Origin of the sequence: Chitinophaga sp. (genome assembly GCF_035538455.1) — a bacterium.
Classification (GTDB): Bacteria; Bacteroidota; Bacteroidia; order Chitinophagales; family Chitinophagaceae; genus Chitinophaga.
Genome location: NZ_DATLKJ010000110.1, coordinates 24,874 through 41,617 on the forward strand (window position 1 = coordinate 24,874; position 16,744 = coordinate 41,617).

Here is a 16,744-nt window from a genome sequence, read left to right on the forward strand (position 1 = left end):
CACCGGGGCTTCGTTTAAGCCCCTACGAACGAGATTCCAGTATTGAAAATACCAGATACACCGTATGCAGATAATACGAGTAAATTACTTATTGCCATTATCTCTTTAAGGAAGCGTTACAAAATAAAGAACCGGATATTAAAGTTGTTGGATGAAAAAAGTCTTCAAATCTATGAGTTGAAGGCTTTTTGTGTCTAAATTTACGGTCATGAACAACTTCTGGGAGAAAGTGACCTTGTATCATCCGCTGTCGGCTGAAAGCCGGCAAGCATGGGGGAATATCATTACCAGCCGCACCTACAAGCGTCATGAAACGTTGGTGGCAGAAGGCCAGGTGCCGCGGCTGGTGGCCTATGTAGAGAAGGGATTATTCTCGCAGTACTATACAGCGCCAAATGGAGATGTGGTTATCAAACGTTTTTTTCCGGAAACATTTTTAGCGGCGTCAGTGAGTGCGATGTTGACCCAAAGCCCCAGCCAGTTTACGATCCGGGCACTGGAAAATACCACTGTGTTAGAATATCATTTCGATGAATTTAAGAAACTGACAACACTTTATCCTGATGTGGCTGCACTGTACATCCGTTACCTGGAGATACATTGGATTATAGAGAAAGAGCCGATGGAAATATCGTTGCGCTATGATACTGCCAAAAGCCGTTATACTGCTTTCCTGGAACAATTCCCGGCGCTGGAACACCGCTTAAAGCAGCACGAGATCGCTTCCTATCTCGGTATTACACCTACACAACTGAGCCGCATACGTGCTGAGCTATAGTTTTTTTGAAATGTCAACATTTGTAAATGTTTTTTAGTTTGGCCTGCAGGAATTTTGTCTTCATAAAATGAAACTTATGAAGAAGATAGACTATCTGGAAGACCAGCTCGCCAACAAGGCCACCATACATCATCCTGGCGAAGGAGAGCGGCTGGAGATGGGAGATGCATCCTTTGTTTTTAAAGTGACCAGTGAAATGTCGAACAGTCACCTGGGCGTATATGAGATCACCCTACCACCACATACCATCGGCGCCAGGTTGCATTACCACCGTTTTATGGATGAAACCTTCCTTGTAAGCAAAGGTATACTTACTGTATATGCCGGAGAAGATACGCATCACCTGGCCCCCGGATCGGTGGTATATGTACCACGTTTCACTCCACACGGTTTTGCCAATGATACGGATGAACAGGTAGTATTTACGCTCATTTTCAATCCGTCGGAGAAAAGAGAAGGCTTTTTCCGCGGTCTGGTGGATATCCTCAGTGAACAGCCTGTTGACCCGGCCAAATATCTGAAGTTGTATAACAAGTACGACAGCTTCCCGGTAGATGTTAATAATATGTTACCGGTAAAGTGAACAGTCCTTTCTTAAAGCACGGACGCTTATTATATCATCCCTCTGTGTAAAAAAACAAAAAAAATTCTCCTAATTGCTTAATTTAGTAAGCAAATCGAGCATCCAGTGAGCAATGAAAATGTTCTGTTGAGGAAACTGCAGCAGGGGGATACAGGAGCATTTATAACATTATACAACCAATATCACCCGTCGCTGTACAAGTATGTTCTTCACTTTGTCAACATTCCCGATCTGGCGGAAGATATACTACAGGAAGTATTCGTCAAGATCTGGGAGATAAGGGAGCGGATAAATCCTGAGCTGTCGTTCAGTGGTTACCTTTACCGTATTACACGTAATCTGGTATTCAAATTACTGAAGAAGATCGTTGCCGATGAAAATCTCCGGACGCAGGCCATGCGGGAGCTTCACCGGCAAACGGAAGATGCGGACTCCCGGTTGCAGTGGAAACAGTATGAATCATTACTGCGGGAGGCTGTTGCGCAGCTGCCGCCTCAACGACAGAGAATTTTCCGCCTATGCCGGGAAGAGAGCAAAAGCTATGAAGAAGTGGCCATGGAACTGGGTATTTCCAGGAATACCGTTAAAGAACATATGGTGCTGGCGATGAAAAGCATCCGGTTTTTCTTTTATAACCATGCCGACGGTGGGTTAACGTTATTATTGTTTTCTGCGCTGGTATTGGGAAGTTCTAACAGTCGTTAAAAAAATTTTTCAGTACCACCCACCCTATTTTCTTTTTCCGGGATAGTATATATATGCCCGTGGAAAAGAACAATGAATATTATCAATTTTTATTACGGCGCTGGCAGGAGCGCCTGTGCACTCCCCAGGAAGCCCTGGAGCTGATGGATTACCTTCAGCAGGAGGCAGCTAACCGCACGCTTCTGCATGAAATGCGGGCTGCTTTCGGACAGGTAGCTCCCGATGCTGCACCCGACTCAGATGAGCGGGGCGACCGGGTAAGGGAAGCACTGCTAAAGCAAATCACTACTCCCGTCATTCCCATTCAAAACCGTTCCCGGTACAGGGGCTGGTTCAGGCCCGCCGTCGCTGCAGCGGTACTGGCGGCCTTGTTGCTTTCCACCGCCTGGTTAGTGACACATCATCAACAGGTTAATAAAGCTCCCGCCGCCACTATCGCTTCTCATCCGAATGATATTGCACCAGGGAAAAATAAAGCAGTACTCACACTGGCCAACGGTGAAAAAATTGTACTCGACAGCACAGGTATACAACAACTGGCACAACAAGGCAACAGTACCATCATGAGCCAAGGCGGCCAACTGGTATATGTAAAAAACAACGCAGGCAATACAACGCCTGTTTATAACACGCTCACTACAGGTCCTGGCGAAACATATCCGCTGGTACTGGCCGATGGCAGCCGGATCTGGCTCAATGCGGCATCATCCCTCCGTTTCCCCGCTGCCTTTGCCGATAATGAACGCCTGATAGAATTAGCCGGCGAAGCCTATTTTGAAATTGCACATGACGCACACCGTCCCTTCAAAGTAAAGGTGAACAATATGACAGTAGATGTATTGGGTACTCATTTCAACATCAATTCCTATCCCGACGAAGCGACTATCAACACCACACTACTGGAAGGCGCCGTAAAAATAAGCAGTAGCGGGAGTAGCCTTCAACTGGCTCCCGGTGAACAGTCACAGGTAAACACCAGTGGAAATATAAAAAAGGTAACAGGTGTGAATACAGACGAAATTATCTCCTGGAAAGAAGGGTATTTCCAATTCGACAATACTGATCTGACCAGCGTATTGCGGCAGTTTTCCCATTGGTATAATGTGGAAATCGTGTACGAAGGGAATGTACGACAGCGGAAATTCTTTGGCATGGTAAGCCGCAACAGTTCATTGATGAATGTATTAAAAATGTTGAATGCAAATGATATTTCTTTCCGGCTTGAGGGGAAAAAACTTATAGTTCAGAAATCAGCAGACTCGTATTAAAAAATAGCGTCCAGTAACATCAACCAAACCGTTTATTTCAATCAAAACTCAGCAGAAGTATGCAAGCAAGTATTATTGCCTGTTGCCGGCATAATAAGCGCCGGCTTCCAACCAAACATCTGAAGGTATTCAACCTTCTGACTATGTTCTGCCTCGCTGCCGGTGCGCAGGTAAGCCAGGCCAGAACCCCGGACCAGACGGTGAGTCTTTCATTAAAAAATGCCTCTGCCAAAGAGGTGTTCCGGGAAATCAACAAGCAAACCGGGCTCAATATCCTTACCGATGAAGCCGTACTGGCCAAAAGCAGTAAAACCACGCTGGTTGTAAACAACATGCCGGTAAACGATGCGCTGAACCTCTTTATGCGTGATCAACCGCTCTCCTTTTCTATCGAAAACGGCGCTATCATCGTAAAGAGCAGACCTGTTGCACAACCGTCCAACACTCCCCCGCCCCCTGTGGAGATTCATGGTGTGGTCACCACCAATAGTGGACAACCACTGCCCGGCGCTACTATAACGGTAAAAGGGAGCAAACTGGGAACGGTGAGCAAACCGGATGGTACTTTTTCGATCAATGCCAATCCTGGCGAAACACTGGAGATCACCATGGTAGGGTTCAAATCTTTCTCTGTTAAATTCGATGGAAAAAATGCTACGCTGAAAGTAGTAATGGAAGCAGAGGTATCCAACCTCACCGATGTAGTGGTAGTAGGTTATGGTACCACAAAGAAAAAAGATCTTACCGGTTCTGTCAGTTCCATATCAAGTGATCAGATGAATGCAGGCGGCGTTACCAGCAATGCTGCACAGGCTATTCAGGGCCGTGCTGCCGGCGTACAGGTAAGCCAATCGAATGCTGCTCCGGGCGGACAAACCATCGTTCGTATCCGTGGCGGTAATTCCATCAAATCCACCAATGAACCGTTATACGTGGTAGACGGCTTCCCTTCTGAAACGGGAAAAGATATTAATCCAAACGATATTGACGATATCCAGATCCTGAAAGATGCCTCCTCCACAGCGATTTATGGAGCCCGCGGCGCCAATGGCGTAGTTATGATTACTACCAAGAGAGGTAAATCGGGCAAGCCCAATATTCAATACGATGGCTACTACGGTACTCAGCGTATCACAAAAGAATACGACAAAATGAATGGGCTGGACAATATGAAAGTAACCAACGCCAAGGCCAACGAAAAAGGACAGCCGGACGTTTATTCAGCAGCAGATCTTGCCAGCGGCAGGAACAACGACTGGTTCAAACTGGCTACCCGGCCCGGTGTGGTGCAAAGTCACAACCTGAGTGTCAGCGGAGGTAATACCACTGATCGTGTTGCCTTATCTGCCAACTATTTTAACCAGGAGGGCGCCCTGAGGAATACTGATTTCAACCGGTACTCGGTTCGCCTGAACTACGATAAACAATTTACCCCCCGTTTCAAAACCGGTGCGAGTATTTACGGCTCTCATGCATACACCAATTTTAAAACCTATGATGGTAACATCGTACCCTCCAATGTAATGTATGGCGTGCTTACCGCATCTCCGGCTATACCTGCATATAATGACGACGGTACTTATGCCCGCTTTAAAGGGCGGGACAATCCCCTTGCCTGGCTGATGGCGCCGACCAATGACCGTTTTGAAAATAAAATGAACATCAATGCATTCCTTGACTTCCAGATCATTGAAGGGCTTAACTTCCGGGTGAACGGCGGCACAGAATATTTCACGACCAAAGAAGGAACATACCTTCCACGTGACCTGGTGGATGGTGAAAAAGTAGGTGGCAAAGCAAGTGTTACCGATATTTCCGTTTCCCGCAATCTCGTTGAAGCATATTTTACTTACAAAAAAACGTTCAACAATATACACGCCGTTAACTTAGTAGCCGGGGTTTCTTATCAGTCCGACAGAGGTGAAAGACATTATTCACTTGTACAAAAATTCAGTACAGATGTATTTCTGTATCATAATCTCGAAGCTGGTACGGAAAGATTGTCCAGCACCAGTCTGACCATACCCGTAAAAATGGCTTCTGTTTATGGCCGTCTGAACTATTCCCTGAAAGACAAATACCTTGCAACATTTACGCTGCGTCGCGATGGTTCTTCCCGTTTTGGCGGCAATAACCGGTTCGGTTATTTCCCTTCCGGATCTGTTGCATGGAGAGCCAGTGAAGAAGACTTCATCAAGGATCTGCATGTCTTTTCTAATCTGAAAATAAGAGGAGGTTACGGTGTTACCGGTAATGACAGGATCGGAGATTACATTTACATGGCGCTTTATGGTCCTACGAATGTATCCCTGGGAACAGGTAGTGACAGCTATGGCGGAATAGTTACCACACGCCTTGCCAACCCTGACCTGCAATGGGAAAGTACCGCTCAACTCGATATAGGTATTGATATGGGCTTCTTCAATAATCGTGTTAATGCCACTATTGACTATTACAGGAAAAAAACCAATAAGCTGATCTTCGATCTTCCCATAGGAGACTGGAACGGATTCCCCACCCAGACCGTAAATGCCGGTAGTATAGAGAACAAAGGGATTGAGCTTTCCATTAACACGGAGAATATCCGCAAAGGATCTTTCAGCTGGAATACCACACTTAACATCGCTTATAATAAACAGACCTGTCTTGACCTCGGTGGCAGACCGTATGTTATCACACAAACTGCCAACTTATATGGCGGCCGTGGCATGGATTTTACCAAACTGGCTCCGGGACAGGAACTTAGTACTTTTTATGGATACGTTTATGATGGTGTGATTAAAGCAGGAGAATCCTATAAGGCACAACCGTCTTCCAAACCCGGCGATCCGAAATTCAAGGATATCAGCGGCCCGGATGGCAAACCTGATGGAGTTATTGACGCTAATGACCGCACCTATCTCGGTCATGCTAACCCGCATTACATCTATGGCATCAACAACAATTTTACTTACAAGGGATTTGAGCTGAACATCTTCCTGCAAGGAGCACTGGACTATAGCCTGTACAACGCCACTGCGCTGGTACTTGAATCCGGCCCCGGTAGTGCAGCATTGAACAGATGGACTACGACCAATGACAACACCAGTATTCCCCGGGATGGCTACGCCATACCTTATGGGGGCCTGATGAACTCCCGTTTCGTGGAAAATGCGTCTTACCTGCGTTGCAAGATGTTGACACTTGGCTACAATATACCGGTTGCCAAAACATTCCTGAAAGCCTTGCAAGGCGTTAAGGTCTATGGCTCCGTACAGAATTTATTTACCATCACTAAATATACAGGATCAGATCCGGAAGTAAACAGCAACCTGAATAGCGGAGGCAGTAACGCGAACCTGTCGTCCGGACTGGACTACACTGCGTTTCCGGCCTATCGTACTTACACTGTCGGTCTCAAATTAAACTTCTAACCTGTAATTTTCTGAACGTATGAAATACACATATATTGCATTAACCGCCTTGCTGCTTGGTGCTACTTCCTGTAAGAAAATGGTGGAGCCTAAAGTTTACAGCTACCTTACAGACGATAATGCCTTCCTTACACTCAGCGATGCAAAAGCTGCTGTAAACGGCGTTTACGCGAGATTAAAACAGCCCAGCGGCAGATCCGACGCGTGGATGTATTATGCCGGCTTCCAGGTAACGATTTCTGATCTTACAACAGACATAGGTCACGCCAGCTCTGGCGGTGACGTAGGGCTTATGTCCGACTGCCAGTGGGCGCCCGCCAACACTTACCTTGCGTTTGCGTGGCAACATCAATACAAACTGGTAACAGACGCCAATATTGCCATGTATCACATTCCGAAAATCAATATCCTTACCGATGCGCAGAAAAACCAGTTCCTGGCTGAACTGCGCTTCCTGCGGGCACTCGGATATGTGGATCTCACCGATGCTTTTGGGCCGGTCATTCTGGTAACTGACGAAACCGTTGCCAAGAACCAGGTAACGCCTCAATATGAAGTTCCGGTTCCAGTGACGCCAGTATCAGAAATAAACAAACTGATCATCAGCGACCTGGAATTTGCTGCTAAAAATCTGCCTGTTAACTATGTCAACAATCCAATTTACGGCAGCAACGATATAGGCCGTGCAACAAAAGGCGCTGCGCTATCCTTATTGTGCAAACTGTATATGCGGGAACATGAATGGCAGAAAGCACTTGATCTCACCAATGAAGTCATGAAACTGGGTTATGCCCTTTATCCTTCTTATGCCGATCTTTTTGCTGAAAGAAACAAGTGGTGTGTAGAAAGCATTTTCAGTGCACTCGCAGACCCTCTGAACGATGCCGTGGAGATCATGAATCACTTCGGTCCGATCAACAATCCGCAGGTTAGAGACAGGTGGCAATACTTCGCTGTCACCTGGTACTTCTGGAATACGTTTGAAGCCAACGATGACCGCAAACAAATGTTCTACTACGATTACGTGGGTACAGATGGCCTTCATTATATGCAGGCTCCTGCCGGCCAGACGCAGCCTCCGGCAAATTTCTACTACATGGCAGATGTAGCTACCACCAAGTTTGCAGATCCGCATGGCTCCACTACCTACTATGACGGACATGTTTTTCCTATTCTCCGTTATGCAGATATTCTTCTTTCCAGGGCTGAAATATTGAATGAGCTCAATGGCCCTACCCAGGAAGCCATCGATCTCGTCAACCAGGTAAAAGGCCGTTCTCATGCTACCCTTCTGGGGGCAGCCGGAACTTTTACGAAAGACAAACTCCGCGACGCCATCCTGCAGGAACGCGGCTGGGAGTTTTTCTTCGAGTGTAAACGCAGGCAAGACCTCATTCGTATGGGCAAATATGAAAGCGTGGTAAATGCCTATCTCACCGCTGTAAAGAAAGTTCCGTCTATCCAGATTGCCAGGGATAAATACTTTCCGTATCCCCAGGCTCAGGTTGACCTGAACCAGCATCTCAACAACGGCGACCGCCGTCACTAAAGAGAATAATTATTTTATTGCGGATGATCCAACATTGCCCATGAATAAAGGAAACAAAATACAACACAGGCTGCCATTGATATCAATGGCAGCCGCGTTGCTGCTGATTATCCAGGCTTGTAGCAGGAATGGCGGCAGCATTACTGAAATCATCCTCGCGCCACAGGGTCAGAATGCGCTGAAAGTAAAAGTCGGTGTTCATTGTACCGATACGCTGGACGCTGTTGTGGAATATTGGCTGAAAGGCCGCGAACAATCCCGCTTTACTACCCCGGTATCAGCGCATCAGCGCAATCATAGCATCGTGCTTACCAACCTGCAACCCGCCAGTAATTATGAATACCGCATCCTCACCGGACATGGTAAAAACCTGGCGCACAGCAAAGTGTACGATTTCAAAACGCAGGATCTTCCCATCTGGATGAAAGATAACTTCCGGGTCATGTGCCCGGATAGCAACCAGGTACCAGCTTCCTTCAGAGCAGGCTACGTCATGGTTTCCCGTCGTGATGATCCGGGTGTACTGATGCTGATTAATGCGAAAGGCGATATTGTATGGTACCACCAGGTAAACGGATCAGGATTTAAAGTGGCAAATTTCACCGATCATAATACCTTTCTCACGCTCTTAGGGGGTCCTGCGTATGAAACCAGCTATGGTGATGAGATAATGGAAATCTCACTGACCGGCGATACCCTGCTTGATCTCAAAAAAGGGCAACAGGATTTTAAGCAAACCATTCACCATGAAATTTTACTGAATCCGGCCAACCAGCTGGTGACCCTCTGCGTGGAAGAGAGAATCTATGATCTGAGCAGCAAAGGAGGCCGTAAACAGGATACCGTTAAAGGTGACGGTATCCTTGTGCTGGACCGGCGAGGTAAACAAGTGTGGAAATGGACTGTTTTTGATGTTCTCAATCCGTTAGATGATAAAAATATCCTGAAAGATAAACAGGATTGGATGCATGCCAATTGCATTGCATTTGACAAGGATGGTAACTATCTGGTATCTTTTTACAACAATGGACAGATATGGAAGATAGATACCCACACCGGCAAACGCCTGTGGACACTGGGCAAGGGAGGTGATTTTAAAATGCCTGTTTCTGCACAGTTTGACCAGGCCCACGGTATCCACATCAATCAACCGGGGCACCTGATGTTCTTTGATAATGGTGTTAGCAAAAAAATTTCCAGGACACTCTCCTTTAAACTGGATGAAAATCAAAAACAGGTACAGGTAATGATCGATAGCAAACTGCCACCTGAAAATTATAATGAAAGGATGGGCAGCAGTTATCTTGTTAATGACTCTGTTCTGCTGCAATGCGCCACCAAGCGGAATACTGTTATACTCACTAATACCGACGGCAGGTTCCTCTGGTTACTACGAACTGCCATGACATCGTACAGGGCCACCTTTATCCCTGCCGAAAAAGTGGCACCCTTCATAACGCGGCCAGGTTATGAAAATTAATTATTCACACAAAAACACATCGCATGAGAAATTTAATAGCAGTGATTGGGTTGACGACCATAACAGGGTTGGTGATTATCTCCTCCTGCGAATCTGCTGTGGAAGGAAAAACCAATACCAACACAACTGTTCTTGCTGATACAGAAATTTATGTAGCTATCGATACCTCACTTATACCGAATGACCGCTTTGGAGAATCCGTACGCTATGGCAGGGAACTGATGGTAAACACAGCCCGTTATATCGGGCCCAATGGCAGTGCCGGGAAATTCCTGGGAAATAAAATGAACTGCACGAACTGCCATCAGGATGCAGGTACCAAACAATTTTCTTTCAACCTCATGTCTTCACATGATCATTACCCTCAATACCGCGGCAGAGAAGGGAAAGTCTTAACACTGGCCGAAAGAATCAACAACTGTGTTACTCGTCCTCACAACGGCAAACCTCTGCCGCTCGACAGTAAAGAAATGGTCGCCTTTCTCTCCTATCTGAAATGGATCAACAGCTTTGTCCCTAAAGACAAACCATTCAAAGGCAATAAAAATATGCATCTGAGTCTGCCGGATATAGCCGCCAACCCGGAAAGGGGACAAATACTTTACCAGGAAAACTGTTCCCGCTGTCATGGCGCCGATGGTAACGGGCAATGGAACAATGATAAAAGCACCTATACATATCCGCCGCTGTGGGGCAGCGAATCGTACCAGCCAGGATCCAGTATGCATCGCATCATTAAACAGGCAGAGTGGTTAAAACACAACATGCCATACGATAAGACGGGCAGCGGCAAACCATTCCTTTCAGATAAAGATGCGTTGGATATTGCAGCATTCGTAAACAATGACAGAATTCACCCGAGGCCTAATCCTAAAAGTTTCGATTATCCACACATAACGGAAAAAGCCATCGATTATGATCATGGACCATTCCCCGATACTTTTTCTGTGGCCCAACATAAATTCGGACCATACCAGCCTATCATCGATTACTGGAAATCCAAAGGATGGAAACCAGTTATGTGATGAGGAGAATGCTAGTCCGACATCTATTTACAATACGCTACCGCTAAAACAGAAAAGCCTTGCAGAATTTGATTCTACAAGGCTTGAGTTATTTTAGCATACCTGTTTCACTCTTCTCTGTAATGCACATGATACAAAACCTGCACCTTCTGATGTTTGAAGTGCAAGATTGCGCTGAAGAACCGCATTAAATTGTAAGCAGTCCTTACACAAATAAAATTATAACACTCTTGATCACAGCTCAGATAAATATACAGCTTACTTTGATCGATATATCCTGTTTAGCATTGCCGGTTTCATGGGGGACAGGATAACAGCTTTCAGTTACGCTACAGCGCATATACATTAATTAAGACTTTGCAGATTTTACCCCATCCAAAGGCACAATCGATTTTATAATAAAATTTTCACAAAGCTGGGCCTAGCATCCGGCGATGCTTGTGCAGCAAAGAATAAAGTTATATTCATAGTAAAAAGCATACTGCTATTAAGGCACCAATACAAATTTTATTACCCCTGCCCCCTATTTCTTTCGGGTTAATTTCTGAGCATAAGTAGGTAATTTTTGACAACCCTCTCCTTATAAAATTCACTTAATTTGTACCTAGCTACAACTGATTGAAACAATGAAAAAATAATCTATACGATTATCTGTCGAGTATATCCACTTCCGCGTGAACATAGTAAGCCATAGCAGATAATGCTGGCACCGGGCTGTTCTTTGGTAATACCTATGGTAATCATATAGATTGATGTAATATTTTGTATATCCAGTTTCCGCAGTGACCCAAACAAAGTATATCCTAATACGTCATTTATGAATGAGCTTACGGAAAGAGAACTTATTATCCGGATAAAATCGGGTGACGGGGCAGCTTTCGCTATGCTGTACAATCAATACTATGCAGCTATTTTCCTGAATGTATTTAAGCTGGTAGGCGACAGGGAAGATGCTATGGACGTTGTCCAGGATGTTTTCATCATATTGTGGCAAAACCGCAGTTCCCTCAATGCGGAAGTCTCTCCAAAGGGTTTTTTATATGTTATCAGCCACAACCGAAGCCACGATTTTCTCAGAAGTAAAACCCGGAGCAGAGCAGCTATGTATGACCTTGCAGATCACTTTTTGCAGGAGAGTTTTATTAATGATGCCCATATTGACCTCTCGGAATTGCAACCAGTCATAAATCAACTTTCTCCTAAGCTAAAGCGGGTACTTGAGCTCTGCAGGCTGGAAGAAAAGACCTACCATGAAGCCTCTCTCGAGCTTGGCATTTCCAGGTATACCGTAAATGAATATCTCAAAAAAGCCATTGTCATTCTCCGCAAGAACATTGTGCGAAAAACTGAAAGGAAATAATTTTTGTTATGTCAACCCCCTCATTTTATTTATCTCAACGTATTTATTATTACCGGGCATTTAATACTCTTTACACTATAGGTTAAGTGAACAACTAAGAACTTAAGACAGTATTAGAACGGTGAACAGTAAAACGTTGGGGAATGTTGGGAACGTCCGGTTGTTCAACCAGCATGCTGAATGATATGGATTCTTGTTCTGGACGATAACAAACCTACATCATAGTATACAGGTGCGAAGATTGTTATGTCAGGAAAATAGTATTGGGCAAACCTATCGTGAGTAAAACACATTCGTTTCCTATAAAAATTATGGGAATACGATGGTTAGTATTTTTGGTCCAAATGGGATACCATAGCTGACGGCAGCGGCATTTGCAGGAATCCTCAATTGAAACTACGTGGATTTAGTTTCGTATTTAGAATTCCCTGCAACTGCCGTTCCCTCAGTTATGGAATGATGATATATCAATCCGGTACTGTGCTTTGCAGATAGTATTGTTTCAGCTTTCATCCAAGGCAGGTTGGATTAGCAGTGAGTGGATGGTCTGCCGTATGCAGCGTCATTGAACTGAATAGTGTATGTGGATAACTAGCAGAGCATATATTATTATGTATGATAACCTACGCTGACATTCCATAAATCCAAAGCTGTATTGTAGATGCACTGTTGTACCGGGTTCTCTGATAAAATACAATAAATCAGAAACCCGGCAGGCAGTTCTCTGATATAGTCTGATTAATTAATTTCTGATAGTACAAACAATGCCATGTATTCACGAACGATTCAACAGGGGACACTTTAACAGCTGTCCTCATTTTAATTAATGCCAAGTGATCAATGATCATAACAGGTTGCAGGTGTAGTATTAATGTATAATGCAGAACGATGGTCTTATTTTTCCCTATAGTACCTCCTGAAACATTGGATAGCTTACCTAACTAAAACAAGTTAATTTTTATAAACAATGGGGTAATATTCGAAAAGCCCTCCCCATTCTCATTGGGTAAATTTGTTGTATCAACCTTAATTAATTTCCCTCTCTCATTCAACCATTGGGTAATTTATTCATTTTCCTATAGTGGCGAAGGAAAAGACCTGTCTTGCCATCAGGCGACACGAACTGTCGAAAATATAGATCAGGTAACTATAAAGATATCTTTCAGTATAAAAAGTAACAATGATTAAATGCACACTTTTTCTTAATTAAAACAATACCCATAATAGAAAATAAATAAGATAACACTAAATACCAGAAGAGATCATGTGGGTCAATCCCCTATCTATGCATAATACGATTACTGTGCCACCTGGTTACAGCAGCAAAAGTGGACAACCTACACTGTAAACGCCAAAATATAACACGTATGAATCAAAACATTCCCCGCAAGACCGGAAACCGGTTTTTGCCTATGAAATTGCTATTTCTTGCATTCATAGCAATTTTACAAGTGAATGCCAATGCGTTCACAACATCACCCAAAATAGGATTGCCATCCATCCCGGTTGAATTAAAAGGGCGTGTCGTCAACGAGAACGGTGAGCCCATTGCGAGAGCATCTATTCAGATTAAAGGTACTGACAAAGGTACCCAGAGCAATGATGACGGGAACTTCACATTGACTTACAATAATAGCGACAAGACAACACTTTTGGTTAGCGCTGTGGGTTACGCCAATGTAGAAATTGCACTTACTAGTCAAGCCAATCAACGAACACTTACTGTAACATTGCGCAAGACCGCAAGTGAATTGAATGAAGTGATAGTTGCCGCTTATGGCACAACGAAGAAGAGTGCATATTCCGGGGCTGCAACAGTAGTATTGGGTGAAAAGATCCAGAAAATTCAATCATCCAACGTAAGCCAGGCACTTCAGGGTATGAGTCCCGGGGTTCAGGTATTAAATACAAATGGTCAGCCTGGTTCTAATGGAACTATCCTGATCCGTGGTCTGAGCTCTATGCAAAATAACACTGATCCTTTAATCATTCTGGATGGTATGCCTTATTCAGGGGGCCTTAGTGCGATCAACCCAATGGATATCCAGTCTTTTACTATATTGAAAGATGCTGCGGCTACTTCCCTGTATGGCTCAAGGGCTGCTAACGGCGTGGTCGTTATCACCACTAAAAAAGGTGGGGCAGTTCCACAGATCAACCTCCGCTCAAACTTTGGCTACTCCGATTTTGCGGTGCGGTTTCCTGACAAGGTAAGCGCTGTCCAATTGTTTGAACTGGGTTGGGAAGCACTTAGGAATGGTAAACTGGATGAGGGACTTTCTCCCGCCGCTGCTGCTCAATTTGCTACTGATAACGTCACGCTACGCTTTTTCCAGCAAGCACGTCAAAGTGCGTTCGATGATCCAAAGCCAATAGGCCTGGATGGTAAAATCAAACCAGGGGTAAAGCAACGGTTCTCAGGCGACTGGTTTGGTGAAATGTTCCGTCAATCATTACGCCAGGAATATAGCCTCGATTTCAGTGGCAGCGCCGGACAGGAACAAAAAACACAGTATTACTTATCAGCTTCTTACCTGAAAGATAATGGCAACATGCTGGTACAGAAATTCAACAGGATATCAGCGCGTGCTAATATCACTTCAGACGTAAAAAAGTGGCTGAAAGTAGGAACCAGTCTGGCCTATACCAGCTCCTTCAGCCAAAATCCTTTTGTGGGAACACGTTTTATCCGTGTAATGCCAGAGGTATACCCTGTATATGTTTGGGATTATGCAGCCGGGCAATACCAAAGAGATAATAATGGTAAGCTGATCCCAGACTTTGGGGATACTACGAGAACAGAGTGGAGAGGCTGGAACACACGTTTCATCGGTGATTTCCAAAACGGGGAAAACTGGGATTTCTCAGGCAATCAGTACGATCTGTTCACCACCCGTAGCTTCGTTGAAGTTAAAATATTACCGGCACTGGTTTTCCGTTCTTCTATCAGCACTGATCTGGGTACAAGCGCCTTCCAAACTTACTCTTCCTCTACTATTGGCGGTGCAAGGGGTAACGGAGGCAGCGCTTACCGTAGCTTTAGCAGGCAGTTCTCTTACACCATCAATAACCTGTTGACGTATGACAAAATCTTCGGTGAACATCACCTGAATATACTGGCTGGTCAGGAAGCCTACAAACTCCGCTATATTTCAGCTAATGCCACCAAAAGAGGTTTCCCGATACCTGGTATTTATGAGATGGGGGCTGCATCAACACTGGTGAGCTCAGGTTCGGATGAAGACAACTATCGTTTATCCAGCTATCTGTCGAAAGTAGAATATAGCTTTATGAACCGTTACTTTCTGACGGGTAGCTTCCGGACAGACGGTTCTTCCAGGTTCCACCCCGAAAAAAGATGGGGTAAACTCTGGTCAGCAGGCGCCTCCTGGAGATTTAGCGATGAAGATTTTCTGAAAACTGTTTCATGGTTAAGCAATGCCAGATTGCGTGCCACCTACGGTACTACCGGTAACGACAACGTTGGTTATTATGCTTACCAGGGCTTGTATGCTACTGGTTACAACTTCCTGGACCTCGCCGGCGTTTTACGCTCAAGACTCCCGACCCCCAACCTAAAATGGGAAAGCAACAGCCAGGTGGATTTCGGCATTGACGTCACCTTATTCAATAATGTAAATATTACCATAGACTGGTTCAACCGTAAATCCAAGGACCTCATCTTTTACAAACCGCTGCCACCATCAACCGGCAATGGCGGTATCGATGAAAACATCGGGGACGTTAAAAACTATGGATGGGAGTTTAGTGTAAATGCCAATATTATCAATACCAAGTCTTTCAGATGGAATGTTGACGCGAACGCATCCAGTTATAAAAACAAGATTGTGCGCCTGCCTCAGAAAGAAATTTACAATGGCCGTTACAAATGGACAGAAGGTGTATCCCGCTATGAATTCTATGGCCCGCTTTGGGCGGGTGTAAACCCAGAGACCGGCAACAATAGCTGGTGGAAAACTGAAGCTGACGGAAAACTTGTAAGAACAGAAGTATATGCAGATGTAAATAAGGTTGACCAGATGAGATACCTGGGAAGCTCTATTCCTGATTGGTTTGGGAGTATTACCAATACTTTTAACTACAAAGGCATTGACCTGTCTGTTATGCTCTATTTTAGCCTTGGGGGTAAAATGTACGATTCTGATTATACAGAAGGTGTAAGATGGAGAAGAGGCTTTAATCTGAGCAAACAGATTCTGGACCGATGGACCCCTGAAAACAAGAACACCAACATTCCAAGAATATCCGAGTTTACTCAGTCAAACGTCTCCGTATACTCAAGTCAATATTTGTTTAACAATACTTTTGCACGTTTGCGTAACCTCAATATAGGATATACAGTCCCTGCAGCAGTTACTAAACGTTTACATATTAGTGCTTTCCGTATGTATGTACAAGGGACTAACCTGTTCACATGGGGTGCTGCGGCCCGCAGAGGCACGGACCCTGAAACCGCTATCAACGGTGCGGTTGGGGACGGTGCTAATGGCTCAGGAGCTGCACCTACTTTCAAAAGTTATTCTGTTGGCTTGCAAGTAACCCTTTAGTAAACGCCGTAAAAC

General features: G+C 44.8%; 10 protein-coding genes. All 10 read left to right on the plus strand.

The annotated features are described in order from the left end of the window. Positions 1-208 precede the first annotated feature (208 nt). The 10 genes from VM802_RS13475 to VM802_RS13520 all read left to right on the plus strand — a co-directional run bounded on the left by VM802_RS13475 (position 209) and on the right by VM802_RS13520 (position 16,729). On the plus strand, positions 209-778 hold the full coding sequence (locus VM802_RS13475) for a Crp/Fnr family transcriptional regulator (protein ID WP_325531276.1): 570 nt from the start codon (positions 209-211) through the stop codon (positions 776-778). A gap of 76 nt (positions 779-854) precedes the next feature. Then, positions 855-1,361, plus strand: a complete 507-nt coding sequence (locus tag VM802_RS13480; protein ID WP_325531278.1) for a cupin domain-containing protein — start codon at positions 855-857, stop codon at positions 1,359-1,361. Between the two features lie 105 nt (positions 1,362-1,466). Continuing rightward, positions 1,467-2,066 (plus strand): RNA polymerase sigma factor, encoded by a 600-nt coding sequence (locus VM802_RS13485; RefSeq protein ID WP_325531280.1) that lies wholly within the window; start codon positions 1,467-1,469, stop codon positions 2,064-2,066. A 59-nt stretch (positions 2,067-2,125) separates the two neighbouring features. Further along, a complete protein-coding gene (locus VM802_RS13490) occupies positions 2,126-3,334 on the plus strand; it encodes a FecR family protein (RefSeq protein ID WP_325531282.1) in 1,209 nt (402 codons plus the stop codon). A 59-nt stretch (positions 3,335-3,393) separates the two neighbouring features. After that, positions 3,394-6,747, plus strand: a complete 3,354-nt coding sequence (locus tag VM802_RS13495) for a TonB-dependent receptor (RefSeq protein ID WP_325531284.1) — start codon at positions 3,394-3,396, stop codon at positions 6,745-6,747. 19 nt (positions 6,748-6,766) lie between these two features. Further along, the gene (locus tag VM802_RS13500; RefSeq protein ID WP_325531286.1) at positions 6,767-8,296 is read left to right on the plus strand and encodes a RagB/SusD family nutrient uptake outer membrane protein; all 1,530 of its coding nucleotides are present in this window, start codon (positions 6,767-6,769) and stop codon (positions 8,294-8,296) included. 40 nt (positions 8,297-8,336) lie between these two features. Next, positions 8,337-9,776 carry an aryl-sulfate sulfotransferase gene (locus VM802_RS13505; RefSeq protein ID WP_325531288.1) on the plus strand — a complete coding sequence of 480 codons (1,440 nt, stop codon included), beginning with the start codon at positions 8,337-8,339 and terminating at the stop codon, positions 9,774-9,776. Between the two features lie 23 nt (positions 9,777-9,799). After that, a complete protein-coding gene (locus tag VM802_RS13510; protein ID WP_325531290.1) occupies positions 9,800-10,801 on the plus strand; it encodes a c-type cytochrome in 1,002 nt (333 codons plus the stop codon). A gap of 817 nt (positions 10,802-11,618) precedes the next feature. Then, positions 11,619-12,161 carry an RNA polymerase sigma factor gene (locus VM802_RS13515; protein ID WP_325531292.1) on the plus strand — a complete coding sequence of 181 codons (543 nt, stop codon included), beginning with the start codon at positions 11,619-11,621 and terminating at the stop codon, positions 12,159-12,161. A 1,412-nt stretch (positions 12,162-13,573) separates the two neighbouring features. Further along, positions 13,574-16,729 carry a SusC/RagA family TonB-linked outer membrane protein gene (locus VM802_RS13520; RefSeq protein ID WP_325531294.1) on the plus strand — a complete coding sequence of 1,052 codons (3,156 nt, stop codon included), beginning with the start codon at positions 13,574-13,576 and terminating at the stop codon, positions 16,727-16,729. Positions 16,730-16,744: the final 15 nt, after the last annotated feature.